The sequence below is a fragment of the Paenibacillus sp. DCT19 genome, assembly GCF_003268635.1.
GTDB lineage: Bacteria > Bacillota > Bacilli > Paenibacillales > Paenibacillaceae > Paenibacillus.
On record NZ_CP029639.1, the window covers coordinates 2,427,848 to 2,452,780 of the forward strand.

At 44.8% G+C, this 24,933-nt stretch carries 22 protein-coding genes and 2 pseudogenes; 22 read left to right on the forward strand and 2 right to left on the reverse strand.

Annotated elements, in window-relative coordinates; genetic code table 11:
* Positions 1–205: 205 nt before the first annotated feature.
* Positions 206–1,441 carry an NO-inducible flavohemoprotein gene (hmpA, locus tag DMB88_RS10880; RefSeq protein ID WP_128101367.1) on the reverse strand — a complete coding sequence of 412 codons (1,236 nt, stop codon included), beginning with the start codon at positions 1,439–1,441 and terminating at the stop codon, positions 206–208.
* Positions 1,442–2,306: 865 nt separating this feature from the next.
* Between hmpA and DMB88_RS10885 the strand changes: the two genes are divergently transcribed.
* From DMB88_RS10885 to trmD, 19 genes and pseudogenes are all read left to right on the forward strand, one after another.
* Entirely contained in the window at positions 2,307–2,813 is a 507-nt protein-coding gene (locus DMB88_RS10885) for a YceD family protein (protein ID WP_128101368.1), read from the forward strand.
* A gap of 65 nt (positions 2,814–2,878) precedes the next feature.
* Positions 2,879–3,052 carry a 50S ribosomal protein L32 gene (rpmF, locus tag DMB88_RS10890; protein ID WP_017689233.1) on the forward strand — a complete coding sequence of 58 codons (174 nt, stop codon included), beginning with the start codon at positions 2,879–2,881 and terminating at the stop codon, positions 3,050–3,052.
* A gap of 430 nt (positions 3,053–3,482) precedes the next feature.
* Entirely contained in the window at positions 3,483–4,076 is a 594-nt protein-coding gene (gene fapR / locus DMB88_RS10895) for a transcription factor FapR (protein WP_174715340.1), read from the forward strand.
* Positions 4,073–5,068, forward strand: coding sequence for a phosphate acyltransferase PlsX (gene plsX, locus DMB88_RS10900; RefSeq protein ID WP_128101370.1), 996 nt, complete (start codon positions 4,073–4,075; stop codon positions 5,066–5,068). The genes fapR and plsX overlap by 4 nt, the downstream gene beginning before the upstream one ends.
* Before the next feature lie 8 nt (positions 5,069–5,076).
* Complete coding sequence (locus DMB88_RS10905; RefSeq protein WP_128101371.1) at positions 5,077–6,066, forward strand: beta-ketoacyl-ACP synthase III; 990 nt, start codon at positions 5,077–5,079, stop codon at positions 6,064–6,066.
* Positions 6,067–6,093: 27 nt separating this feature from the next.
* Complete coding sequence (fabD, locus tag DMB88_RS10910) at positions 6,094–7,026, forward strand: ACP S-malonyltransferase (RefSeq protein WP_128101372.1); 933 nt, start codon at positions 6,094–6,096, stop codon at positions 7,024–7,026.
* 190 nt (positions 7,027–7,216) lie between these two features.
* Positions 7,217–7,966 carry a 3-oxoacyl-[acyl-carrier-protein] reductase gene (gene fabG / locus DMB88_RS10915; RefSeq protein ID WP_128101373.1) on the forward strand — a complete coding sequence of 250 codons (750 nt, stop codon included), beginning with the start codon at positions 7,217–7,219 and terminating at the stop codon, positions 7,964–7,966.
* 151 nt (positions 7,967–8,117) lie between these two features.
* Complete coding sequence (gene acpP, locus DMB88_RS10920; protein WP_024630176.1) at positions 8,118–8,351, forward strand: acyl carrier protein; 234 nt, start codon at positions 8,118–8,120, stop codon at positions 8,349–8,351.
* A 178-nt stretch (positions 8,352–8,529) separates the two neighbouring features.
* Positions 8,530–9,768: a beta-ketoacyl-ACP synthase II gene (gene fabF, locus DMB88_RS10925; protein WP_056700515.1), complete on the forward strand. Its 1,239-nt coding sequence runs from the start codon at positions 8,530–8,532 to the stop codon at positions 9,766–9,768.
* Between the two features lie 14 nt (positions 9,769–9,782).
* On the forward strand, positions 9,783–10,481 hold the full coding sequence (gene rnc / locus DMB88_RS10930) for a ribonuclease III (RefSeq protein ID WP_128101374.1): 699 nt from the start codon (positions 9,783–9,785) through the stop codon (positions 10,479–10,481).
* A 183-nt stretch (positions 10,482–10,664) separates the two neighbouring features.
* Positions 10,665–14,233: pseudogene (gene smc / locus DMB88_RS10935) on the forward strand (chromosome segregation protein SMC).
* Between the two features lie 106 nt (positions 14,234–14,339).
* Positions 14,340–15,341 (forward strand): signal recognition particle-docking protein FtsY, encoded by a 1,002-nt coding sequence (gene ftsY, locus DMB88_RS10940; protein ID WP_128101375.1) that lies wholly within the window; start codon positions 14,340–14,342, stop codon positions 15,339–15,341.
* Positions 15,342–15,513: 172 nt separating this feature from the next.
* Positions 15,514–16,160 (forward strand): annotated as a pseudogene (locus tag DMB88_RS10945) (hemolysin III family protein).
* Positions 16,161–16,406: 246 nt separating this feature from the next.
* Entirely contained in the window at positions 16,407–16,757 is a 351-nt protein-coding gene (locus tag DMB88_RS10950) for a putative DNA-binding protein (RefSeq protein ID WP_128101376.1), read from the forward strand.
* 69 nt (positions 16,758–16,826) lie between these two features.
* Positions 16,827–18,203, forward strand: a complete 1,377-nt coding sequence (ffh, locus tag DMB88_RS10955) for a signal recognition particle protein (RefSeq protein ID WP_128101377.1) — start codon at positions 16,827–16,829, stop codon at positions 18,201–18,203.
* A 54-nt stretch (positions 18,204–18,257) separates the two neighbouring features.
* Entirely contained in the window at positions 18,258–18,530 is a 273-nt protein-coding gene (gene rpsP, locus DMB88_RS10960; protein ID WP_056700527.1) for a 30S ribosomal protein S16, read from the forward strand.
* Positions 18,531–18,553: 23 nt separating this feature from the next.
* Positions 18,554–18,784 carry a KH domain-containing protein gene (locus DMB88_RS10965; protein ID WP_056700529.1) on the forward strand — a complete coding sequence of 77 codons (231 nt, stop codon included), beginning with the start codon at positions 18,554–18,556 and terminating at the stop codon, positions 18,782–18,784.
* Positions 18,785–19,084: 300 nt separating this feature from the next.
* Entirely contained in the window at positions 19,085–19,597 is a 513-nt protein-coding gene (rimM, locus tag DMB88_RS10970) for a ribosome maturation factor RimM (RefSeq protein ID WP_128101378.1), read from the forward strand.
* A gap of 1 nt (position 19,598) precedes the next feature.
* Complete coding sequence (trmD, locus tag DMB88_RS10975; protein WP_128101379.1) at positions 19,599–20,366, forward strand: tRNA (guanosine(37)-N1)-methyltransferase TrmD; 768 nt, start codon at positions 19,599–19,601, stop codon at positions 20,364–20,366.
* 210 nt (positions 20,367–20,576) lie between these two features.
* On the opposite strand, the gene DMB88_RS10980 is transcribed toward trmD, so the two are convergent.
* Positions 20,577–21,548: a polysaccharide deacetylase family protein gene (locus DMB88_RS10980; RefSeq protein ID WP_128101380.1), complete on the reverse strand. Its 972-nt coding sequence runs from the start codon at positions 21,546–21,548 to the stop codon at positions 20,577–20,579.
* A 542-nt stretch (positions 21,549–22,090) separates the two neighbouring features.
* Between DMB88_RS10980 and rplS the strand changes: the two genes are divergently transcribed.
* From rplS to ylqF, 3 genes are all read left to right on the forward strand, one after another.
* Complete coding sequence (rplS, locus tag DMB88_RS10985) at positions 22,091–22,432, forward strand: 50S ribosomal protein L19 (RefSeq protein ID WP_024630190.1); 342 nt, start codon at positions 22,091–22,093, stop codon at positions 22,430–22,432.
* Positions 22,433–22,894: 462 nt separating this feature from the next.
* Positions 22,895–23,515, forward strand: a complete 621-nt coding sequence (gene lepB / locus DMB88_RS10990; RefSeq protein ID WP_128101381.1) for a signal peptidase I — start codon at positions 22,895–22,897, stop codon at positions 23,513–23,515.
* A gap of 118 nt (positions 23,516–23,633) precedes the next feature.
* Positions 23,634–24,497 carry a ribosome biogenesis GTPase YlqF gene (gene ylqF, locus DMB88_RS10995; RefSeq protein WP_128101382.1) on the forward strand — a complete coding sequence of 288 codons (864 nt, stop codon included), beginning with the start codon at positions 23,634–23,636 and terminating at the stop codon, positions 24,495–24,497.
* The last annotated feature ends 436 nt before the right edge of the window (positions 24,498–24,933 follow it).

A 24,933-nucleotide genomic window follows, 5' to 3' on the forward strand; every position in this document is an offset into this window, starting at 1 on the left:
TTCAACATGCGCATCTAACGTTTGGTTCAATTCACATTAGGGGGCATTCATCTTTTACCATAATAGGCTAGGTGGGTCGGATGATCAAATCAAAGGCCGCCACAAACATTGCAAAAAAAGGCATCACTCTCGCATCGTAAGATGCTTAAGCATGCCTTTTGAAGGGTTAGCCCGTCATTTTATTGTGAAATCGCAAGTTTATACGTTATACACCTTCTACAGAAGGGACGAGCTGTACCTTTGGACCAAAAAATTCATAATGGATCTGGTCAGGTGATACGCCAATTTCATCTAGTGCTGCATAGACGCTCTGCATGAATGGGACAGATCCACACATGTAAAATGTTGCATCCAAGTTGTCTATGATCTGACGAAGCCAGTCGGCATCCATGTAACCTTCCTTGTGATAACATGAGATATCGCGATCTGAGCTGCTCGGTTGGGTGTAACAATAATAAGCACGAACATTATCATTGTTCTCAGCTAGTAGGTTTACGTGTTCTCGGAACGCGTGGTTGGCGCTATCTACATTGGCATGTATAAATGTGATTGGACGTTTATCTCCCTTTTGCATAAGGGTATTCAGCATACTAATCATTGGCGTAATACCCACTCCGCCACTAAGGAGTACAATAGGGCTTGAGTCTTCTGCATGAAGCGTAAAATCGCCAGCCGGAGCTGATAACTCGACAATAGAGCCTTCTACAATGTGTTCATGAAGATATGTGGAGATCACCCCATCTGGACGATCCATGGAACCCTGTTCTCTTTTGACAGAAATACGGTAATAAGGTTTATCAGGAGCATCAGAAAGGCTATACTGACGTATCTGGGTGAATTGTTGTCCCTCTGGATGGATTCTGATACTGATATATTGTCCCGGTTCATGGCTGGCGATGGGCAGACCATCCTCTGGATACAGGTAGAAGGAAGTAATGATGTCGCTCTCTTGCACCTTCTTCGCCACTTTGAACGAACGGAAGCCTTCCCAGCCGCCCGTTTGTTTCTCTGCTGTAGCATACATATCCTGTTCAATTCCGATAAAGGCATCTGCAATGACTTGGTAGGCTTCACCCCATGCCGTTATGATTTCATCGGTTGCTGCATCCCCGAGCACGTCTTTGATCGCTTGAAGCAGATACGTACCAACGATGGCATACTGCTCGGGAACGATGCCAAGGCTACGGTGTTTATGAGCGACTTGGCGTACCGCAGGTAAGATGGCAGCGAGATTGTCGATATGCAAGGCAGCGGTATATACCATGTTTGCAAGGGCTGCCTGTTGCCGTCCCTGTTTCTGGTTAGCGTGGTTGAATATATTCAACAGTTCTGGATGCGCGGTGAACATCGTTTGATAAAAATTTCGGGTAATGGCTTCACCGTGCACTTCGAGCACAGGGACTGTGGATTGGATGACCTTAATCGTGTTTTCACTTAACATGAAATTCCCTCCCGATAATAAGATGAACGTATTAGAGGTTGTTCAAAAAGTCCGCTTTTGATTACGAAGGATGCCTTGAGGCATCTCAGCGCCCTATATGGGATTCAGCCGAAATGTCCGTTGCTCACGTAGTTTTGCCTACGCTCCGCTACTCCATTTCTATCTTCATCCCATCTTCTTGGTACTGAAAACCGCTCTTTTTGAACACGCACTATTAGAATCTAATTAGCAAAAAAAAGCAGGTTGTCACGTAGTCTGCTAAGCGGCTTCACTAGCGTCGTCGTAAGTATTTAGTTTGGAAAAAACAGAAGCGGATGTGGTCGAAGAAGATTTTCTTCATCTCCATTACACCACGTTCGTTCTCTATAATAGTTGCACAATATCCGTAAGCTCCATGTTTAGCTGCATTCCGTTTTCTTATTGCACGATCACTACATTCACTTAAAATAGTAGAATAAATCCGTCATGCATGCTTAATGTGCCTCGGTTTACAACAAGTATAGATACGGAGCATGGAGGGTCGTGTGATATAGATCACACTAATTATCAACGAATTGTGACCGGTTATTCATGCAATAGATGCTTGTAGTTCGCGTGAAGTAAGCCTATAATGTTTCAATGTGTGTGTTCGGTTGGAGAACATCGGTTATAAAAAAGGGTGTAAAGTTAAAAGTGTTGACAAACCTCTTGGAAAATCGGTATAATGATTTTTGTTTGTTAAGTCAATTTCATAATAGTTTTAATGATATAGCGTCAGAATACATACAGTCAGGAAATGAAGTGCTTATACCTCAGCTTGATCTGTATACATGTCGTAATGCGTTTGACAACAATTATGAGATTGGTTTCGTTTGGAGTGATGGAAATGTTAATGCCATTTCGCAAAGTGGCAACCAGTGATCGTCCCCTACAGTTCAATGAACAGTGGGATGTTATGGAACTGGTTTCTAACCGACAAGATATCACAGCCGTTACCCCGCTGACTGCGGATTTATCTGCAGAACAGAAAGAGGGAAACGTTGTGGATGTTCATGGCAAGCTGACAGCAGGAGCGGACATGTTATGCTCCAGATGTCTTAAGCCGATTAATGAACATTTTCATATTGATTTTCATGAGCAATTCAAGCAGGGAAAACAACCAGAGGAATTGCACGAAGACGACGATACTTTCTATGTGGATGAAGATAGCGTTGATCTGAAGGTTTATGCCGAGGGAACTTTTCTGCTACATCTTCCGTTTGTACCGCTCTGTAGCGATACATGCAAAGGGTTATGCCCTAAGTGTGGCCACGAGTTGAACGAAGGTGACTGCGGTTGTGATAACGAAGTTATCGACCCGCGGCTTGCAGGGCTCAAGGATTTTTTTAAATGAGCATGATTGAAAATCGAACGTAACAACTACCTGCAAAGGTTGATTTTGATAAGGAGGTGGGAATAATGGCAGTACCTCAACGGAGAACGTCCAAGACGCGTCGCGACAAACGTCGCACTCACTTTAAATTGGCTGTACCGGGCATGGTGAAATGTGAGCAATGTGGCGAACTGAAACTTAGTCACCACGTTTGCAAAGTGTGCGGAACGTACAAAGCAAGAGAGATCATCTCTCAATAATAGCTAGCTAATAAGTAGTACTTCATTTCGGTGGAGTGCTACTTTTTCTTTTTCATTTTTTTGTAGGGATGGAGCTTAGACGCTTTGTTGCTTCACATTACTTCTATCCGCGTTGCTTCTGTCAAATGTCTAGTTCAAGCTATATAGATATTTTTTCGGTATAGGACAAGGGTTTCGTATAATACGGGCGGGTGGAGCGAAGCTTCAGAATAACGGATTGTTTTTGATGGATCAGCCTTTCTTTTTGACACAGGATGAGATATACTATAGTTTAGTACCAGGTTCTAAGATTTGACGTTACATAGATATGAGTTATAACTTGTACGAAGAAAGGCCCTGAAGTTCGGGCGTAATTATAGAGTAATAAGCATCAAGGATAGAACTGACCGGATGGGCGGTTCCGTAAACGATATAGCTGGGGGTGTCAGGCATCGAACGTGTACCGAAAAGACAGAGGCAGCAACAGTTGACCAAAATGATCGAAGACAACCCGTTTGTGACGGATCAGGAGCTTACACGACAGTTAAAAGTGAGTATTCAGACGATTCGTCTCGACAGGCTGGAGCTTGGCATACCTGAGCTTCGGGAACGGATGAAACTAATGGCAGAGCGCTCATACGATCAGGTTCGCTCTTTGCCTCTGCATGAGATTATCGGTGATATTGTAGACTTGCAGTTGGACAAGAGTGGAATCTCCTTGTTTGAGATTAAGGAAGAGCATGTCTTTTCCAGAACGGGTATTGCTCGTGGTCACTATGTTTTTGCCCAGGCGAACTCCCTTGCTGTAGCGGTGATTAATGATGAGATCGCATTGACTGCATCGGCAGACATTCGTTTTGTGCGTTCTGTTCATCTGGCTGAGAAATGTATTGCCAAGGCCTATGTCAGATCAATCTCAGGTCAAAAGGGAAAAGCCAAAGTGGAAGTGTTCACTTATGTGGGGGAAGAAATGGTGTTCCAAGGCAACTTTGTTATCTACCGTTCGGGTGGAGAAGACAGCGTAGAGGGAGGTCAACTGGTATGAAGATTGTCATTGATGCTATGGGAGGCGATAATGCCCCTGCGGCAACGGTCGAAGGGGCGATTGCAGCCGCCACAGAATGGACGGATACACAGATCGTTCTGGTTGGCGACGAAGCCCAAATTGAACCGCTTCTGAGTCAAGCTGCGGTTAAGCCTGCGAATCTGTCCATTCGTCATGCTTCTGAAGTTATCGGTTCGGATGATGAACCTGTGAGAGCTGTCCGCCGTAAAAAGGATGCTTCCATGGTCGTAGCCGGAAGGATGCTGAAGGAAGGTGAAGCAGATGCCATGATCTCTGCGGGCAATACCGGAGCACTCATGACAACCGGATTACTAGTTGTAGGTCGCATGGATGGCATCGAGCGTCCAGCACTCGCACCGATGATTCCAACGATTGATGATGTAGGTGTACTTGCATTGGATCTTGGCGCTAACATGGATGCGAAGCCAGAGCATCTTGCGCAGTATGGACTTATGGGTAGCTTGTATAGACAGAAGGTTCAAGGTGTTGACTCACCGCGAGTGGGTTTGTTGAATGTAGGTACAGAGCCTGGTAAAGGAAACGAACTCACGAAACATGCCTATCCTTTGCTGGAGCAGTTACCGATTCGTTTTGTAGGAAATGTTGAAGCTCGTGACGTACTGACAGGTGCATGTGATGTGCTTGTCTGCGACGGGTTTGCAGGAAATATATTGTTAAAATCGCTGGAAGGCACAGCAGGTGCCATTTTTACTCTGCTCAAAGAACAGTTCTCATCGTCACTCAAAAGCAAATTGGCTGCTGCTGTGCTTATGCCTGAGCTGAGAGGTCTGAAACGGAAACTGGATTATACCGAGCATGGCGGCGCGCCGCTTCTCGGTTTAAGCAGACTGGTTGTTAAGAGTCATGGGTCGGCCGATGGGAATGCGATCAAAAATGCAGTGCGTCAAGCACGGATCGCAGTACAGAATCAGCTAGTGGAGAGCATATCTAAGGAAATTAGCGGGAAGTGAGTGACGACATGAATAATTTGCGCCCGGTTGGGGTTATTGGTACGGGGAAATATGTGCCTGAGAAAATTTTGACAAACAGCGATCTTGAAAAAATGGTAGATACAAATGACGAGTGGATTGTCAGTCGAACAGGAATCAAAGAGCGTCACATCGCTGCACCGGATCAAGCCACTTCGGATCTGGCATATGAAGCAGCGATCAAGGCTTTGGAATCTGCGGGTATGACAGGTAGCGATTTGGATCTAATCATCGTTGCAACGATTACACCAGATTCTGCTTTCCCTTCTACTGCTTGTATTCTTCAAGATAAATTAGGCGCTAAAGGTGCAGCTGCGTTTGACCTGTCTGCTGCTTGCTCTGGTTTTGTATATGGACTTGCGACAGCAACAAGCTTTATCAAAAGTGGTCTTTACAATAATGCACTTGTTATTGGTGCAGACTGTCTGTCTCGTATTACGGATTACACGGATCGGAATACCTGTGTACTGTTCGGAGATGGCGCAGGCGCGGTAATCGTTGGGGAAGTGCCTGAAGGCCGTGGATTCAAATCATTTGATCTTGGTGCTGAAGGTGCGGGCGGTAGCCTGCTTCAACTGGAAGGTGGAGGTTCACGTTTACCGGCTTCTGCAGAGACTATTGAGAACAAAAAGCATTACATCTACATGAATGGTCGGGAAGTATTCAAATTTGCGGTACGTGTTATGGGAACGGCTACGCTAGAAGTGTTGAACAAAGCAGGTATGGATCGCTCAGACGTAGATTTGTTTGTTCCGCATCAAGCTAATATTCGTATCATTCAATCCGCGATGCAGCGACTGGATCTTCCAGAAGAAAAAGTAGTTGTGAACGTAGATAAATATGCTAACACATCAGCGGCCTCTATCCCGCTTGCTTTGGTTGAAGCTGCTGAAGAAGGACGCATGAAAGCTGGAGATACCGTACTGATGGTTGGATTCGGCGGCGGACTGACATGGGGAGCATCTGTACTCGTTTGGTAAATTAGATAGCTTGGAGAGATGAATCTGATGAGTAAAATAGCATTTGTATTTCCCGGTCAGGGATCACAGGCGGTAGGTATGGCGAAGGAAGCGTATGAGACGGTTCCAGCGTCAAAAGAAATTTTTGAAGTAGCTGATCAAACGCTTGGCTTTTCGCTGAGCAACCTGATATTTGAAGGTCCGGAGACTGAGTTGAAACAGACATCAAATACACAACCGGCTCTGTTGACAGCAAGTATTGCTTGGCTTGAGGCATTTAAGGAAAAAGGAATTCAAGCGGATTACATGGCTGGACATAGCTTGGGAGAATACAGTGCACTAGTGGCGGCAGGCGTATTGTCGTTTGCTGATGCGGTAAGTATTGTCCGGGCACGCGGTCAGTACATGGAGCAGGCTGTACCAGGTGGACAGGGAGCGATGGCTGCAGTACTGGGTGCGGATCGGGAAGCGCTGGGGGTGCTTTGCCTTGACGTATCTGAAAGTGGACATGTCGTAGAACTGGCGAACATGAACTGCCCAGGTCAAATTGTTATATCAGGTGTTAAAGAAGGCGTTGCTGCAGTAGCGGAACGTGTGAAAGAAGCAGGCGGCAAACGTGCAATTGCACTGGAAGTCAGTGGGCCGTTCCACTCTTCCTTGATGAAGGATGCGGCAGAGAAACTAGCAGATAAACTTACAACTGTTTCTTTCGCACCAGCTAATGTTCCTGTTGTGGCTAATGTGACTGCACAGCCGGTAGAAGATGGACAAGTTCAACAATTGTTGACAGAACAGGTCTATTCTCCCGTATTATGGGAAGACAGTGTGACATGGCTTATTGAGCAAGGTGTAGACACGTTTATCGAGATTGGTTCGGGAAGTGTACTAACGGGTTTAATTAAAAAGACAGATAAAACCGTAAAACTGTACAACGTAAACAGTCTTGAAACACTTGAAGCAACGGCAGCTGCTTTGCAATAAAAAAACGTGAAGAAGCGAAGCGTTTGCCTGAAAGCTTTCTTAAAGAAAGCCACATCGGAAGCATACGCTATCACAAGATTTTCCCTTTAGAAAAGGGGATCAAAAAATCTGGGGATAACAGTGATCGGAACGTTGTTCTGTCATCGGAGTGGTAAGTGGTAACTCTATATTTGGGAGAGGAGGAAAGATTATGTCTAAACCGTTAGAAGGAAAAAATGCATTGGTTACAGGTGCATCCCGTGGAATTGGGCGCAGTATCGCGCTTGCTCTGGCGGAGGCGGGTGCCAACGTTGCCGTGAACTATGCAGGCAGCCAAGCGGCTGCTGAGGAGGTAGCGGAAGCGATCCGTGCCAAAGGGGTCAAAGCAATTACCGTTCAGGCTAATGTGGGTCTGATGGATGAGGCTGAACAGATGGTCAAAGCCACGCTTGAAGAGTGGGGTAATGTCGATATTCTCGTTAACAATGCGGGAATTACTCGTGATAACCTGATTATGCGTATGAAAGAAGAAGAGTTTGATCAGGTTATTGAGACGAATCTAAAAGGTGTATTTAACTGCCTGAAGGCAGTTACGCGCCCGATGATGAAGCAGCGCTCAGGAAGAATTATTAATATTTCCTCTGTTGTAGGTGTACTTGGTAATGCAGGTCAAGCCAACTATGTTGCTGCTAAAGCAGGCGTGATTGGTTTAACGAAAGCATCTGCTCGTGAACTCGCTTCACGAGGCATCACAGTGAACTGTGTTGCACCAGGTTTCATTGAAACGGATATGACGAAAGAACTGTCCCAGGAATTGGTTGATGGTATGCTAAGTGGTATTCCATTGTCCCGTCTGGGTCAGCCGGATGAAATTGCTGGTGTCGTAACATTCCTGGCATCAGAAGCTTCATCTTATATGACAGGTCAGACACTTCATGTCGATGGTGGCATGTACATGTAATTCTTTCCTGACGTGAACAATAGTCGGGGAACAGGCGCTGGACGATCCGAAATGCCGGAAAAAGGCCGGATTCCCCGGCCGGGAGCCGCATATGTCTTCTATGGCATTTTGCCTGCGATTCTCGTATAATACCAAGGAGGAGGTGAACCGGATGTCCGATGTATTGGAGCGTGTAAAACGCATCGTCGTCGACCGCTTGGGCGCAGACGAAGCTGAAGTTACACTTGAAGCATCTTTCAAAGAAGATTTGGGTGCTGATTCTTTGGATGTAGTGGAATTGGTCATGGAATTGGAAGATGAATTCGATTTGGAAATCTCTGATGAAGATGCAGAAAAAATCACGACCGTAGGTGAAGTTGTAAACTACATACAATCTCATACCTAAAGTCAATTCAGTCCCGCACCTGTTTTCGAACAGGCGGGACTTCTCATCATTCATTGGTTTTTCTCATTCCGCAGGAAGCGTAGGTTAAGTCAGGAATTCATCTTGATTTCTTACGTGTCACCTGCGGATTTTCCACAAAAATACTTGCGTAAAGCAGTCGATATAGAGGTGAGTCGGTTTGAAACAAAGAGTAGTAATTACCGGAATGGGCGTAATGACATCGCTCGGAAAAGATTTAGAGACGTTCTGGGGAAGTTTAATGGCAGGTAAGTCCGGAATCTCTCAGATTGAGGCATTTGATGTAAGTGAATATACTACTCAAATTGCTGCCGAAATCAAGGATTTCAACCCGGAAGAATATATGGATCGTAAGGACGCACGCAAAATGGATCGTTTTGTTCAGTTTGCTGTAGCTGCCGGATTCAAAGCTGTGGAAGACAGCGGCTTGAAAATTGACGAGAACATTGAGGCAGAGCGTTTTGGCGTATCAATCGGATCCGGTATCGGTGGATTGGGTACTTGGGAAGATCAGCATAACGCATTGCTGCAAAAAGGTCCTAAACGTGTTAGCCCTTTCTTCATCCCAATGATGATTTCGAATATGGCTTCTGGTCAAATGTCGATCTCTCTTGGTGCAAAAGGACCGAACATTAACGTAGTAACTGCTTGTGCTACAGGAACACACTCCATTGGAGATTCCTTCAAGTTGATTGCTAACGGTGATGCAGATGCAATGATCTGCGGAGGAGCTGAAGCAACGATCCGCCCAACTGGACTTGCTGGTTTCTGTGCAATGCGTGCGATGTCTACACGTAATGATGATCCAGCTCATTCTAGCCGTCCGTTTGATACGGGACGTGATGGATTCGTTATGGGTGAGGGTGCAGGTATTCTGATTTTGGAATCACTGGAACACGCTCAAAAACGTGGTGCACGTATCTATGGTGAAGTCATTGGTTACGGATTGACTGGGGATGCACATCACATGACAGAACCAGATCCAGATGGAGCAGCTCGTTGTATGAAGATGGCACTTCGCAATGCAGGTATTGAACCTGAAGAAGTGGACTACATCAATGCACACGGAACATCCACACCTGTAGGTGACCGCTCAGAGACGCTGGCAATCAAGAAAGCGTTTGGAGATCATGCGTACAAGTTGGCTGTGAGTTCCACTAAATCGATGACTGGTCATATGCTCGGGGCTGCTGGTGGGGTTGAAGCAGTAATCTGTGGATTGTCTTTGACACATCAGACACTTGCTCCAACGATCAATCTGGAGAACCAAGATCCAGAATGTGACCTTGACTATGTACCAAATGTTCCACGTCAAACGAAGGTTAATATTGCAATGTCCAATTCATTTGGATTCGGCGGTCACAATGCCACCATTATTCTCAAAAAATTTGAAGCATAAGGGGCTAGTTCAATTTGAGTGAAGATCTGAAGCAATTACAGCACAAACTTCAAATCAAATTTGACAACAGGCAGCTTTTAAAACAAGCGTTTACCCATGCTTCGTATGTAAACGAACACCGGTTCAGTCAACATCAGGATAACGAACGTTTGGAGTTTCTAGGCGATGCGGTATTGGAGTTGACTGTTTCGGAATACTTGTATCATTTGTATCCTAACCGTCCGGAAGGTGAACTAACGAAGCTGCGGGCATCTATTGTCTGTGAACCTTCCCTTGTCAAATTTGCTGAAGCATTGGGTTTTGGACAGTATGTACTTCTTGGAAAAGGTGAGGAACTGACTGGAGGACGGACGCGGCCAGCGCTGCTAGCTGATGTGTTTGAATCCTTCATAGGTGCATTATATCTGGATCAGGGACTGGAACCGGTTAGGGCGTTTCTGGATCAGCATGTATTTCCGTTAATCGTTCTGGGCGGCAAGCTGCAAATGAGCGATTACAAAACGGAGTTGCAGGAACTCACACAGCATCACAACATGGGATCTTTGGAATATCGAATTGTTGAAGAACGGGGTCCTGCCCATGAAAGGGAGTTTGTCTCCGAGGTCCATATGGGTCAAGAACGGCTTGGCAGAGGTACAGGACGTTCCAAAAAAGAAGCTGAACAGCAGGCTGCATCAGCAGCGCTGGAACGATTGAAGCTTCCGGAAGCCTGAGGCTTTACCGATAGCGCATAGACAAACGAAGAGCAAAGAGCAGCCCCGCGGGTCCGCCCCGGCGGAATGATTAGCCGGACTGCTTTTTGCTCTTTTTTTTGTAAAGAGAGGTTAGGGTACTCCTAATTCAATCATATGCGCTGCAACAACTGAAATTTGCAAGAGGAGGTGACGGGAAGCCCTATGTTTCTTAAACGTATTGAACTGGGTGGATTCAAGTCATTCGCCGACAAAACAGAGATGGAATTTGTTCGTGGCATAACCGCGGTTGTGGGTCCGAACGGTAGTGGAAAAAGTAATATATCTGACGGAATTCGCTGGGTATTGGGGGAGCAAAGCGCCAAATCACTACGTGGTGGCAAAATGGAAGATATTATTTTTGCTGGTAGTGACGCGCGAAAAGCCGTCAATTATGGTGAAGTTTCTTTAACGCTCGATAACGAGGATCATGCGCTTGCCTTAGATTTTGGTGAGGTGACCGTGACACGTCGTGTACACCGTAGCGGAGATAGTGAATATTTTATTAACAAGCAATCATGCCGTTTGAAAGATATTACAGAATTGTTTATGGATACAGGGATCGGTAAAGAAGCCTACTCGATTATTGGACAGGGACGAATTGAAGAGATTTTGAGCACCCGGTCAGAAGACCGCAGGGGGATCTTCGAAGAGGCTTCTGGTATCGTCAAATATAAATCTCGTAAACGGGATGCTACACGAAAGCTGGATGAAACAGAGCAAAATTTGCTGCGGATTCATGACCTCGTTACTGAACTAGAAGATCAGATTGGCCCGCTCAGAGAACAGTCGGAGAAGGCAATTCACTATAAGGAATTACGGAGTCAGTTGAAATCTCAAGAAATTTCGATGTATGTGTATCAGATTGAACAAATCCATGCTTCCTGGAGCAAGGCTAATGAACGTTTACAATCGTTAAAACAGGAAGAGGTTGGTCTCTCTGCAATTGTCTCCACACATGATGCAAAGCTAGAGAGCGATCGTAATGCGTTACGTACGCTCGAAGCTGAGACGGAGCGACTGCAATCGGAGCTCCTGCAATTCAGTGAAGCAACCGAGAAGAGTGAAGGGCACAGAGAATTATTGAAAGAACGAGCTCGCAATCTGCAAACGAACCATGAGCAATTGACCGTGACCGTTGCAGCCAGTGAAGAAAAGCACCGCGAGCGTGAGGCTGAGTTGCTCTCCCTTCGTGAGAAGTTCGCTAAGCTGGAGAAAGAACTTACGGAAGTGAGAAACAGCCTGTCCGAGGAAGAGGCTAAGCTCATTGGGGTGACTGGAGGTATCAGTCAACAACAAGAGGAGAGTCTCAAAGGTAATTTGCTCGAATTAATGAATCAGATGGCACAGACACGGAACGAAATTCGTTATGTGGATCAGCAAAAAGAAACGCTGGAGCGACGTATGAGTCGTGCATCCGAGGAGTCGGGCAAATGGGAAGAGCAAAAGGAAACGTTAGAGCAGCGGAAGGCGGAAATTGAGAAAAAGGTTGCTCGTCTGGGCAAGGAAATTAGTGAACTCCGCGGGGATACATTACCGAGAGTGAACGACTTCAGTCCTTGCAGAAGCTGCTGGAAGAGAGTCGCGGAACCGTGCGGAAATGGGAGCAGAAGCGTGAAGCTCAAGTTTCCAGACGTGATACGATGAAAGAAATGCAGGATGATTTTGATGGCTTCATGCTTGGTGTTAAAGAAGTCCTGAAGGCGTCCCGTAAAGGTACACTGAGCGGGGTTCATGGTGCGGTAGCTGAGCTGATCAAAGTACCTGAGAAGATTGAACTTGCGGTAGAGACGGCGATGGGTGCGTCTGTGCAACATATCGTCATGGAGAACGAATCGGTCTCCAGACAGGCGATATCTTTTCTGAAGCAACGTCAACTAGGTAGAGCTACATTCCTGCCGCTGGATGTCATTCGTCCACGTACAATTGGTGCTAATGAGCGCTCGATGATTGAAGGTATGGATGGATTTGTTGGTATTGGTGCCGATCTGGTTCAATATGACTCTACGTATGCTTCGATTATCGGTAGCTTGCTTGGTAATGTCATCATTGCAGAAACGTTGGAGGTAGCCAACAAAATTGCTGCACGGTGTCAATATCGCTTCCGGGTAGTAACCCTTGAAGGCGATGTGGTTAACGCAGGTGGTTCCATGACAGGCGGAAGCCAGCACAAGAAAAACGGCAGTCTGCTCAGCCGTAAACGGCAATTGGATCAGTTGGACCAAGACATTGTGGATACCGAAAACCAAATCGTCAAATTGCATTGCAGTGTGGACGATGTGAAAGCTCAGTTGGAGCAGTGCCAGGACAAGCTGGATGAGCTGCGACAGTCTGGTGATGATACGCGTAATGCGGAACAGCAGGCATCGATGGAAATGAAGCAGGTTGAGCATGAGCTTCGTCACGTACTGGAGCAGGTTGCTGTAGCCGGTCAAGAGAAGAGTGGATTCAAAGAAGAGATTCAAGAGATGGATAATGCTCGTGCGGTCGCTGTCCAAAAGCTTGCTCAGCTTGAAGAGGAAGAGAAGGCAACGCATCGTGCTATCCACGCTGCTGAATTCGCGCGTAAGGCCAATGAATCAGCCAAAGAGGAATTGCAGAGCCAATTGACAGAACTGAAAGTGCGGGAAGGTAAGCTGGATCAAGAGCGTTATTCCAATGAAGAGCAGCTACGCCGTTTGGAACGAGAAGTCGAGTCACTTGTGAAGGAACTTCGTCAGAATCGTACCTTGCTTGCCTCGATGGAAGCGGATCTGAAGAAAACACAACTTGAGAGCGTTACGCAGATTGAGAATCTGAACGAGTACAAGATGAAGAAAGCAGAAGCTTCTCAGGAGCTTGATTTCAAGCGTGCTGCTCGAAGTCAATTGTCGAAGAAGCTAGAGCTTGCGGAAAGTGAAACAAAGGAACAGCGCACACAGCTCAAAGCAGTGGAAGAGCAGATGCGTCAGACCGAGATTTCCGTGAACAGGCTTGATGTTGAGCTCGAAAATATTTTGCGTAAATTGACCGATGAATATGAGCTCGGATATGAGCTAGCTAAAGAGCGTTATCCTGTACCAGAGGATGTAGAAAGCACACAGGCTGAGGTACAGAAGCTCAAACGAAGTATATCTGCGCTTGGTGAGGTCAATCTGGGAGCGATTGAAGAATTCCAGCGTGTCAATGAACGTTATGAATTCCTCAGTGAACAGAAGAATGACCTGGTCGAGGCCAAAACAACCTTGTATCAAGTTATCCGTGAGATGGAAGACGAGATGGCTAAGCGTTTCAAATCAACGTTTGATGCGATTCGCCGTGAATTCGGCACCGTATTCTCCAAATTATTTGGTGGTGGACGCGCGGATCTCGTCCTAATGGATCCTGAGCGAATGCTGGATACGGGAATAGATATCGTCGCTCAGCCGCCAGGCAAAAAGCTGCAAAATTTGCAGCTATTGTCCGGGGGAGAGCGAGCGCTCACAGCCATGGCATTGTTGTTTGCCATCCTGCATGTTAAACCCGTGCCGTTTTGTGTTCTTGATGAAGTTGAAGCTGCACTGGATGAAGCGAACGTTGTTCGATTTGCTCAATATCTACGTGAATTCTCCGAACAAACCCAGTTTATCGTGGTGACACACCGCAAGGGTACGATGGAGGAGGCTGACGTTCTCTATGGCGTTACGATGGAAGAGGGCGGCGTGTCCAAGCTCGTTTCAGTTAGGTTGGAGGACGAGGAAGCGGAGATCGCATAGATGGTTTAACTAGGTCGTGTCTGAAAAGAGCACTACGAAGTATGGGCAATATTACAGATGGTCTATTATAAATGAAGTATGACTATGCACACGATGGAGGGGCTTTATGAGTTTTTTTAAGAAGCTGAGAGATAGCATTGCTAGCAAAACGGAGTCGGTTACGAAGCAGTTTAAGGAAGGACTCGAAAAGACACGCAAAGAGTTTGTTGAGAAAGTATCTGACCTTATGGTTAGACGCAAAAAAATCGACGAGGAATTCTACGAAGAATTGGAAGAAATTCTAATTGGAGCAGACGTTGGTGTTAACACCGTGATGAATCTCATTGATGAATTACGTGTTGAGGTGAAAAAACGCAAGATTGAGGACGCGGCTGAGCTACAGCCTGTGCTTTCTGAGAAACTAACTGACTTGCTGCGCGGAGAACAAAATAATGAATTAAAGCTAAACCCGAATGGAATTACGGTAATTCTATTTGTTGGCGTTAACGGTGTTGGAAAAACAACGACAATTGGTAAACTTGCACATCGTTACAAACAGCAGGGCAAAAAAGTCATTATGGCAGCAGGGGATACATTCCGTGCAGGTGCAATCGAACAGTTAGAGGTTTGGGGACAACGTGCTGGAGTGGAAGTCATTAAGCAGCAAGCGGGTTCGGATCCGGCGGCAGTGATGTTTGATGCTGTGCAAGCCGCTAAACAGCGTAACGCGGATATTTTACTCTGCGACACAGCTGGTCGACTGCAAAATAAATCCAACCTGATGGAAGAGCTGAACAAAATTTATCGTGTTATTCAGCGTGAAATTCCGGATGCTCCACATGAGGTGCTGATGGTGCTTGATGCAACGACAGGACAAAACGCCCTGAATCAAGCGAAACTCTTTGGAGAGAAAAGTGGCGTGACAGGACTTGTACTGACGAAGCTTGATGGAACAGCTAAGGGAGGGATCGTGGTTGCGATTCGCCAAGAGTTGGACTTGCCTGTGAAAATGGTAGGTTTGGGTGAGAAAATGGAGGATCTGCAGCCATTCGATTCTGAGCAGTTTGTACACGCACTGTTTGCTGGTTTAATTCAGGAGCAGGTAGAAGAGGGGTCTACTGAAGAGTAATTTTACCGTCAACTGATGGTTTACACAGACACAGCATTTTTGGGAACACGAACGTATCGTATACATGACTCTATTGCCGTTGATAAGCGTATGCTCAACATGTTTATCTGCGGCAATAGGTGTATAATGGAATAAAATTGAACTTAAAATAGGGTTAGAAAGGACGGTTGATATGGCCAATACCTATACCTATTCCCGCCGTGAAGAAGTCGCCAATGCAGTAACTCATGGGATCGGTGCTGCGCTTAGTGTGGCTGCATTGGTACTATTAATTGTATTCTCCAGCATGAAAGGTACGGCATGGCATGTGGTCAGTTTCACGATCTATGGGATCACGATGCTGATGCTCTATACCAACTCAACGCTAGTACACGCACTTAAAGAGGGTAAAGCCAAAGACTTATTTGAGTTTTTTGATCATTCCTCTATTTATTTGTTTATAGCAGGAACATATACGCCCTTCTTGTTCATTGCTGTCCGTGGCACACTTGGTTGGACGTTATTTGGAGTCATTTGGGGCATCGCGTTATTCGGCGTGATCTTCAAGGCGTTCTTTACGAAAAAGTTTCTGTTTATGTCCACGATCTTCTATATTGCCATGGGCTGGCTCATCGTCATTGCATGGCAGCCTCTTGTAGCTGCAATTCCTTCAGGAGGAATTGTGTTATTAGTAACGGGGGGCTGATGTATACGCTCGGAACGCTGTTTTATGTATGGCGTGGATTCCCGTACCATCATGCCATCTGGCATTTGTTTGTACTGGCGGGCAGTATTCTTCACTTCTTCGCCGTGCTTTTGTACCTTACACCTTTACGATAGTAACAATAAACGAATCGTCTCTTTGGGGAGGGGTTCGTTTTTTATTTAGAGAGCAGTGATATAAAAGAAGGATATAGGGCGGATTAATAATGATTATTTCACCTTATTTATGAGTGCTTTTTTGCCTTAAATAAAGCAATTTTATTGTGACAAGTATTTTTGCTTGACATCCTGATTTGTTTTCGGTATTATTAGGAACGTTGCAAGAGTGTAAAGTGTTTTTCCTTGACGAAGGGAGTCCCCGATATGAGTCAAGAAAATCGGCTTGAGAAGACAAACCGGATTAACTTGCTGTTTGCTTTTTATGAACGTTTACTGACAGAGAAGCAACAGACCTTTTTAAAGTATTACTTTCATGATGATTTCTCGCTCGGTGAAATTGCATCCGAGTTCGAGATCAGCCGCCAGGCGGTATACGAGCATATCAAGCGTGCCGAACAAGTGCTTGAAAATTACGAAAGCAAGCTTGGCTTGTTAGAAAAGCATGAGCGTCGCAATCGTAATCTTGAAGATTTGCAAAATGCATTGGCAGACATCGGTGTCTCCATTGATAACAACAAACCAATAAACGATATTGTTCAGCAGCTTAGAGAATAGAACGATTTTGAGCGCTGAGCGAAACGTAACGATCTTACAAACAGTATTACAGCTTAAGGAGGTGGGATCATGGCATTTGAAGGATTAACGACCCGATTGCAGAATGTGTTCAGTAAACTGCGCGGCAAAGGCAAGGTGTCTGATGAAGATGTTGCCGAAGCGATGCGCGAGGTGCGTCTGGCATTGCTTGAAGCGGATGTAAACTTCAAAGTGGTCAAGGAATTCATCGCCAAGGTGAAAGAAAAGGCTGTCGGTAAAGAAGTGATGGATAGCTTCACACCAGGAATGGTGATTATCGACATCGTAAACAAGGAACTTACGGACTTGATGGGTGGAAGTCAGTCAAAGCTGGCTAAAGCGAATAAGCCTCCAACGGTTCTGATGATGGTTGGTTTACAGGGTGCAGGTAAAACGACAACATCGGGTAAACTCGCTAAGATGCTGCAAAAGCAAAATAGCAGACCATTGCTTGTGGCGGGAGATATTTATCGTCCTGCAGCGATTAAGCAGTTGCAAGTGCTTGGTGAACAGATCAAAGCGCCTGTATTCACACTGGGAGATCAGACAAGCCCCGTAGAGATTGCACGTCAGGGATTGCAACATGCAAAGGATAACGGCAATGATTATGTTATCATCGATACCGCAGGTCGTTTGCACGTAGATGAAGAACTGATGGAAGAACTTCGTCAGATCCATAGTGTAGTTAACCCGGATGAGGTTCTGCTTGTTGTAGATAGTATGACAGGACAAGATGCTGTTAATGTGGCAGAACACTTTAACAAGCAGCTTGATCTAACCGGTGTTGTACTGACCAAACTGGACGGAGATACTCGTGGTGGTGCGGCACTTTCTGTCAAAGCCGTTACGGGTTGCCCAATCAAGTTTGCTTCTCTTGGTGAGAAGCTGGACGCACTTGAGCCTTTCCATCCGGAACGGATGGCTTCACGGATTCTCGGTATGGGCGACATGCTCTCTCTAATTGAGAAAGCTCAGTCGAACATTGATACAGAGAAAGCCAAGGAAATGGAACGTAAGATGCGTAATGCTGAATTTACGTTTGAGGATTTCCTTGAGCAGATGGATCAAGTGAAAAAGCTTGGACCAATCGATCAGATCATGGATATGATTCCTGGCATGGGCAAGATGAAACAAGCCAAGGATCTGAAGGTTGATGACAAGCAGATGGGTCGAATCGAGGCGATTGTGTACTCGATGACAACAGAAGAGAAACGTAACCCGGATATGATTAATCATAGTCGCCGGAAACGGATTGCAACGGGGAGCGGAACATCTCTAGCTGAAGTTAACCGATTGATCAAGCAGTTTGATGAAATGCGCCGCATGATGAAACAGTTCTCGGATATGATGGGACCTAAAGGCGGCAAAAATAAAGCAATGAAGCAACTCAAAGGATTAGGAAAAGGAATGAAGTTTCCTTTCCGTTGATGTTACCTGCACTAAAGCAATAATCTGATTTCATTGAAGGAGGTGAATTTTCAAATGGCAGTTCGTATTCGTCTGAAACGTATGGGTGCTCACAAAGCTCCTTTCTACCGCGTAGTGGTATCGGATTCCCGTTCCCCACGTGACGGTCGTTTTATCGAGGAGATCGGTTACTACAACCCGGTTGAACAACCGGCTGTTGTTAAGATCGATGAAGATAAAGCATTGCAATGGCTTCAAAATGGTGCGCAAGCATCTGACACTGTCCGCAACTTGCTTAGCAAAGCGGGCGTGATGAAGAAGTTCCACGAGTCTAAACTATCTAAATAAGGTGCTGATTCGGAGGGTCATCTATGGAAGAATTAGTAAGTGTAATTGCTAAGGCTTTGGTCGATCATCCGGAAGATGTGACGGTTCGGACGGTTGAGAAAGACCGGCTTGTCGTGTATGAGTTAACCGTGCATCCTGACGATGTTGGGAAGGTCATTGGTAAACAGGGACGTATCGCAAAGTCTCTCCGTACAGTCGTCACATCAGCAGCAGTTAAGATGGATAAACGGGTTACCGTAGATATCATATCTTAAAGATATACGAAAGGGGGTTAGGATGCATGTCCTAGCCCCTTTTCGTGCATGCTGAACTTAATGTTTATTGGATATTAAATAAAAATATTTTTTGGTATGAGTGACATCGGGAGCAGTGTAGGAGACGGAATCGATTCTGGAGAAGCGTTAGCGTTCACCTTTATCACCACATTTTCACCTTTTTATAATAGTTCAAAAAATGAGGGGATAACAGTGATCGGAAGAACGAACCGTCGCTGGAACGGCCATTCGAGAGTCGAAGTACCTATTTATTTTGATTGAATTTCGTAGGAGGATTGTATGGCAGAATTTATGAATGTAGGTAAAATCGTGAACACTCATGGCATTCGTGGAGAATTGAGAATTATGCCGTTGACGGATTTCCCGGAAGTACGGTTCGCTAAAAATGCAGAGCTATATTTCTTTACAGCGGATAATCATCCGATCTTGGTGCATGTAGAATCTGCACGTTTGCATAAAAATATGTACATCGTTCGTTTGAAAGAGTATGGAAACATTAACGAAGTGGAAAAGTTCAAAGGCGGGATGGCTAAAGTATCCAAAGAAGATTTGGCTGAACTCGAAGAGAATGAATACTACTTCCATCAGATTGTGGGATGTACTGTTATTACGGAAGAGGATGAGACACTCGGAACGATCTCCGAAATTCTAACGCCTGGTGCCAATGATGTATGGGTGGTCAAAACACCAGCAGGCAAAGAAGTTTTAATTCCGGTAATTGACGATGTCGTGCTTCATGTTGATGTGAAGGAGAAGCTGGTTAAGATTCACCTTATGGAAGGGCTGCTGTAGCATGAAAGTAGATGTATTAACTTTGTTCCCGGAAATGTTCGATGGTGTATTCGGGACAAGTATTCTTGGTAAAGCTCAGACCAAAGGACTTGTATCTCTCAATGCAGTTAATTTCCGTAATTATGCGACCAATAAGCATAACACAGTAGATGATACGCCATATGGGGGCGGAGGCGGTATGGTGTTAAAACCGGATCCGATCTTTGCTGCTGTGGAGGATATCCTTGATCAACGTGAAGAGGCTGCTGTACCTACGATGAAGGCGCCACGTATTATTCTAATGTGTCCACAAGGAGAGACGTTCACACAGCAGAAGGCGGAAGAGCTTGTGCAAGAGGATCATCTTATTTTTATATGTGGACATTATGAAGGTTATGATGAGCGCATTCGTGAATTTCTCGTTACAGATGAATTGTCCATTGGCGATTATGTGTTAACGGGTGGAGAGTTACCGGCTATGGTTGCTATTGATAGTGTGGTGCGTTTGATTCCAGGTGTACTCGGCAATGAAACGAGCGCAGTGACCGACTCGTTCAGTACAGGCCTACTGGAGTATCCGCATTATACACGTCCACCAGAGTTTCGAGGTATGAAGGTACCAGACGTGCTGTTATCAGGTCATCATCTGAATATCGATGCATGGCGCCGGGAGCAGTCTCTGCTACGTACATTAGAGCGCAGACCTGATATGCTGGAAAGTGCGGAGTTGACGGATAAAGAACGGATCTGGTTAGAAGAGCTTCGTTTGAAAAAAGAGAAATTAGAGTAGAAAAAGAGCCTTCATACTGACTTTAGATATATTAAAGTACAGATGTAGTGATCGTATAAGCTGTTATAGGTAACATAAGCGTATGCTGATTAATGAAAAGGGCTCAACTTTGTATATTAACGGATAAAGACGTAAGGCCTAGCTACAGCCCTGTTTGGGCGGTATAGCTAGGCTTTTTTGTGTGTAAAGACATGCGCCGAATGGATGAGCTTAGTTTGTCTCGTTTGTCTCAGTGACCGATCCAGATCCAGCATCTCGACTTGAACTCGATTGCAGCAATGCAGGCAGATCCGTGCCAGTAGTCACGGTAAGACGTGGAAGCCTCATTAAGTCGGCACCGGGCTTCACCATCCCCTGAACAATCGTAAAGGCCATGCGGTAGCTATTTTGCTGCAAGTAGTAGATCATCTGTGTGCTTGTATATCCAAAAGGATAAGCAATATAAGGTGTGTCAATGCCTGTCTGCTTCATCTGCTGAATATCATCATTGAGGAGGTTAGTATCCAGACCAGCGGGAACGAGCTGACCACATCGTATGAAACCTTTATGATGAAGGTTGTAGGTGTGACTGTTATACTCAAATACATCTGAACCCGCTTCTATCTCTGGTTTAGATAAAAACGTATCTTTGCTTGAGTCAAATATAGAAGGCTGATCCTGAATCTTACTGCCGATCACAAAAATGGAAGCGTGGAAATCATACTTCTTGAGAACAGGATAGGCAAGTGTGTAGTTGTTCTGGTAACCATCATCAAAGGTGATTACGATCGATTTGGAAGGTAATGAAATTCGTCCATTAACGTAGTCCTCCAACTGTTCAAGTGTGATCGTATGGTAACCTTCGTCATGCAAATATTTCATGTTTTTTTCAAAGTCTTGCAGACTAATCATGGATTTGTTTTGTTTCTTCTGAGCGTCCATATGAGGTTCTATGTAATGATACATCAATACAGGGACTTCCGACGCAGTACCTGGCTCCACCTGAAATGTAGTGGTATCAAGAGCAGGTATGCTGTTATATTCGGAGTGAGATAATGAGAACGCTTCACGTTTCACCATATCCCATGATGTGCAGGCTTTGTGCGCTAAGGCATTGGAAGGATGATTAACGGCATAGACATACACTGTAGTCAGACAGGTCAGTACAGCTAGAGTAACGAGTAAACATTTTTTCCATTTCATACGATCGGGGTTCTCCTTGTAAAAATATCTTTATTATTTATGGGCATAAGTAACCTTGTATATCATAGACGAACATGGCCCCGCGGAAGTTACAGTATCTTAGCCGGTTGAAGGTTGACTTTGTTCCGCGAATCTGATTGCTAAGCAATCTAATCATGAGACTATGTCTAATTGTAGAGCTGTAATAAGGGAGATCATGAAAAGTCGCCAAAAAGTTATGATTACGGTTCTATGGGTACTATTATTCGTTGTCATTCAGAAATAGTTAGGATATAAGGATGAGACGTTTATTACGAGGGTAATTTTTCTATAGGATGATCAAATTAAAGCGATTGATGGGATACCTGATTATACACTTGGGAATAGTTTATCCATTCATCTTCAGAACACAAATAACTTGTTACAATTATCTTGTGTTTTGATATGCTACATGATACAATAAGTCTGTTGTGTGGAATACGGCGGTCCTCTATGGATAATGAAGGAGACAAGGTGATCTCTGGAAGAAGTATGAACGCCTGTACGGAAGGAGGGAGTCATAGATGAATATCGTTCAAGCGATTACACAAGAACAACTTCGCAAAGATATTCCGAGTTTTCGTCCTGGTGACACTTTGAAAGTGCACGTTAAGGTAATCGAGGGAACTCGTGAGCGTATCCAATTGTTCGAAGGTGTTGTGATTAAACGCCGTGGTGGTGGAATCAGTGAGACTTTTACAGTTCGTAAAATTTCTTACGGTGTAGGTGTGGAAAGAGCTTTCCCGCTTCATTCCCCTAAAATCGATAGAATCGAAGTGGCTCGCCGTGGTAAAGTGCGTCGTGCGAAGCTTTATTATCTTCGTGAACTACGCGGTAAAGCAGCGAGAATTAAAGAAATTCGTTAATATAACGGATACCGGGGAGGGCTTGGAGACAAGCCCTTTTCGTTTTTGTCTGGGAAAAGTTGAACCGGAGGTACACTTCCGAGTAAAATGGTATGGCGGCACACGTAAGAGTTAGTCCGGGAGGTTAGGATTAATCAGTTATTGATGTCATTTAATTGTGGTTTGAATGTGCGGAGTTCTTGTGTGAGCATTTTGCATAAATCCAATGTACGACTTATAATTACCAAAGATTACATTTTTAGTGAGTTATAAAAATGATTCGTTTGTCTTTACATTGGTTTACACAGGTGTATCTGCCTGTCTGATTACCGTTTCCCCAAGTAAGTGGAATCGAATTATGCAAAATGCTGGCGTATAGATTACATAACTGATGAGATTATTTTGTATCTGTTTCGAGTTAGATGCAAAATCTGGATTTGCAAGCTGCTATAAACATGTACCGTGAAGAGAGGAAGATCAGTGATGGAACATGAAGTTCAACCAAACCAAGGCAATGCTGTCGATGAAAAAGACAGTCGATCCAAAAAAGCTAAAAATGAAATTCTCGAGTGGCTTAAAGCCATTGTTATCGCATTAGTGCTCGTTATTTTGATTCGGTGGTTGTTATTCAAACCATTTGTCGTAGACGGACCGTCGATGCAACCGAATTTTGAGACGGGTGAACGAGTCATTGTTAATGAAATATTATACGACATTCGAGAGCCGAAGCGTGGTGAGGTTATTGTCTTCCACGTACCTTCCGAAGGTCGCGATTTCATTAAACGTGTTATTGCAGTTGAAGGTGACACGGTTGAGGTAAATGATGATACGGTAACGGTCAATGGTCAAAAAGTCAATGAGACTTATATTCAAGATGCGATTGATGCCGCGGAAGCAAATGGCGGGACGTATAACGTGAAGGATTTCCCGAATGATCAATTCCCGGATGGTAAAGTGCCACCAGGACATGTGTTTGTAATGGGAGATAATCGTCCTAACAGTACAGATAGCCGTATGATTGGATATGTATCTCTAGAGGATATCATCGGTCGTGCCGATGTAATATTCTGGCCGGTCGGTAAGATAAAATGGATTAACCATTAATAGTGATGCAGGCTTTATGAGCAGACTATGTAATAGGATTGATAATGAACAAGAAGGCATTGCCTATAGGAAACAAGTAAGCTGCCTTAGATTAGAATGATAATGAGGTGAGGACAAGGTGACGATACAATGGTTTCCAGGTCATATGACCCGAGCCAGACGCCAGATTCAGGATAAGTTGAAGCTCATTGACGTGGTCATCGAACTGTTGGATGCCCGTCTGCCTGTCTCCAGCCGTAATCCGATGATTGACGAGATATTGCAGGGGAAACCCCGTATGATTCTGTTGAATAAGTCTGATTTGGCAGATGCTAAAGTGACGCAAGAATGGATTGACTATTTCAAAAAAGAGGGAATTACCGCTTTTCCTGTAGATGCTTCAACAGGCACGAATGTAAAAGACATTCCTGCACAGGCGAAGCTTCTTCTAAAAGAAAAAATTGATCGCCAGCTGGCTAAAGGGGTTAATCCTCGTGCGGTTCGTGGATTGATTGTAGGTATTCCAAACGTGGGTAAATCAACGCTGATTAATCGACTGGCAGGACGAAGCATTGCACTAACAGGGGATCGCCCGGGTGTGACGAAGGGACAACAGTGGATTAAGGTAGGCAAAGAGATGGAACTGCTGGATACCCCTGGTATTCTATGGCCTAAGTTCGAAGATCAGAACGTAGGTTATCGCCTTGCGGTAACGGGTGCCATCAAAGAAGAAATTCTGAATGCCGAGGATATTGCCTTTTTTGCGATTAGTTACTTAATGCGTTATTACTGGGATGCTCTTGAGGAGCGTTACGGACTTGAGGATTTTTCCAAGGATGCAGATGATTCGGACAGTGTCATTGCGATTATGGAAAAGGTTGGACGCATTCGTGGTTGTATTGTAAGCGGAGGGCGTGTTGACCTCGAAAAGGCATCCAGAGCCTTTTTGCGTGAACTGCGTGCTGGCAAGATGGGACGCTTCTCAATGGAAGCTCCATATTAAATCAATATATTATAGGAAGATGAACTGTATACTCCGTCTTCTTATATGGAACAAGAGCCGAAAGAAGCGGCCGTTACCGGATTACCGGGAGCGGCTGTTTTTTTGTATATAAGGCACGATATCTAATGAACTAAGTCTGTTGCGTTAGATAATGGGGAGCCAAAATGATAGTTAGCGGAGGGATGAGCTTAATCGAAAAAAGCGAGATTTACGGGATGATTTTGAGTGAGAACTTGCATTGCTCAGATTGCGTCATATATATATGAGGACAAAACGAATCATGGTATGATGAATGGTGAAGTAAATGGACAAGGACGGATGCAAAATATCTTCAATTTAAATAAACAAATGCCGATAAAAATAATAAATCTATTTCTTTTTCTATAGTAATTAATATGTAACAAGTTTTCTATTAATAAAATGTTGTTGGTGAACA